This window comes from Oceanobacillus sp. HCA-5259 (assembly GCF_037892815.1).
GTDB lineage: Bacteria > Bacillota > Bacilli > Bacillales > Amphibacillaceae > Oceanobacillus > Oceanobacillus indicireducens.
The window spans coordinates 1-1,836 of sequence record NZ_JBBKBV010000071.1 but is presented as its reverse complement, the minus strand read 5'-3'; the positions used below and the strand labels follow the sequence as shown (position 1 = coordinate 1,836).

General features: G+C 40.1%; 1 protein-coding gene. It reads right to left on the bottom strand.

The window, feature by feature from the left end; genetic code table 11:
• On the bottom strand, nucleotides 1–1,678 hold a 1,678-nt coding region (locus tag WKU33_RS18750), incomplete at its 3' end, for an IS1182 family transposase (protein ID WP_340456101.1).
• Nucleotides 1,679–1,836 lie beyond the last annotated feature (158 nt).

Below are 1,836 nucleotides of genomic sequence, written 5' to 3'. Positions count from 1 at the left end.
GGGGCTGGGACATAACTAGCCAAAAATAGTAAATAAAAAGGTTCCAAGCAATAAAAAGTTTGCTTGGAACCTTTTTTTTAGGAGTTTCTCTATCTCCCGGCACGATTTTGCTGTTCATGGCGGCTTTCTTCCTCAAGTTCACCGCCATCAATGCAAATCCTAATTCATTTTTCACTTTCTGTTTTCCTCTGACAGAAAAACGAGTGAACGCCAAATTAGCCTTCAAGAAACCGAACACTGGTTCTACATCAATTTTACGTTTTCCGTAAATTTCACCAGTTTTCTCGTCTGAAAGCTTCGTACGTACATATTCTTTTTGGGACTCCCACTTTTCATTAATGTAGACTCTTCGGTTATTCCCTTTTTTTGCTTTCGTGCATAAATCCCGGAGTGGACAGCCCGAACAGTCCTCACATTCGTACACTTTAAATTCACGGGTGAATCCGTACCTGTCTGTTCGTTTGGAATGATAGCTAAACCGTACTTTCCGTCCATTTGGGCACAGAAAAGTATCTTCGTCCTCGTTATATTCCCAATTATCTACATGAAAAGCGTTGTTCTTATGCTTCTTTTTCTTCTCCTTTCGATATTGATTATATGTAATAAGTGGCGTTCGATTTCGATTCTCGATGACATCTTCATAATTCTGTTCACTGCCATATCCGGCATCCGCGACAATGTGTTCCGGCAGTTCGAAAAAGTTTTCTTCAATCGAATCGAGAAAAGGAATTAAGGTGCGTGTATCTGTCGGGTTTGGGAAAACATCGTAAGCGAGTGCGTATTGACCTTCCGTTGCAATCTGGACATTGTAACCAGCTTTCAATTGACCGTTCTTCATGTAGTCGTCCTTCATGCGCATAAACGTCGCATCTGGGTCCGTCTTTGAATAACTATTGCGCTCTCCGAAAATCTCCATATCGTTTTCATACTTTTGCTTACGGGTGATGAAATCGTTAAACTGTTTGCGAGCTTGTTTTGGAAATTTACGTTCGGAACGGATTTTCTTTCGTTCGCTACCAACCTCACAAGCTTCGATTTTTTTATCGTATTCCTCAACCTTTTCATCTAACTTTTCGACTACTTCTTCCATTTCTTTAACGGAAAGTTCCGCTTCTGTTTCTCGCTCTATTGCCGGGATGATCTCCTTCTCCAACAGCTCATCGTACAGTTGATTGGACTTTTCGATTAGCTTATCACTATATTTTTCAACGGATTTCCGCCACACAAAGGTGAATTTATTTGCGTTCGCTTCAATTTTTGTACCATCAATAAAAATGGCTTCCTCTTCAATCAATTCCTTTTCCACAAGCTGATTCCGGAACTGGACAAAGCATTCACGTAGTATGTTTTCGATGAGTGGATTAGAACGGAAACGATTGATGGTGCGATAGCTGGGTTCATGTCCTTGAGCCAACCACATCATGCGGATACTATCCTGTAATAAAGCTTCTATTTTACGACCAGAAAACACGGATTGCGTATACCCACACAAAATGATTTTCAACATCATACGAGGATGGTAGGCGGGACGGCCAGTTTGTCGTAAGAAATCCTCGAAAGCTTCTTCCGGAATACTCTCGACAAGATCATGGATCGCAAAGGCAATATCGTTCTCTTTTAATTTCATTTCTAAATCTAGCGGTAAAATTACTTGGTTCATGTTATAATGGTTAAACATAAGGACACCTCCGAAAATTATTGTGTGGTAACTTTAATTTTATCAAAAGGTGTCCTTTTTGTTTACAAAAATAGCGACAAAAAAGGCGTGGGATCTATACTTTTTAGTGTAGATCCCACGCCTTAATTTTTTGTTTACTGGAGTTTTGTCCCAGCCTC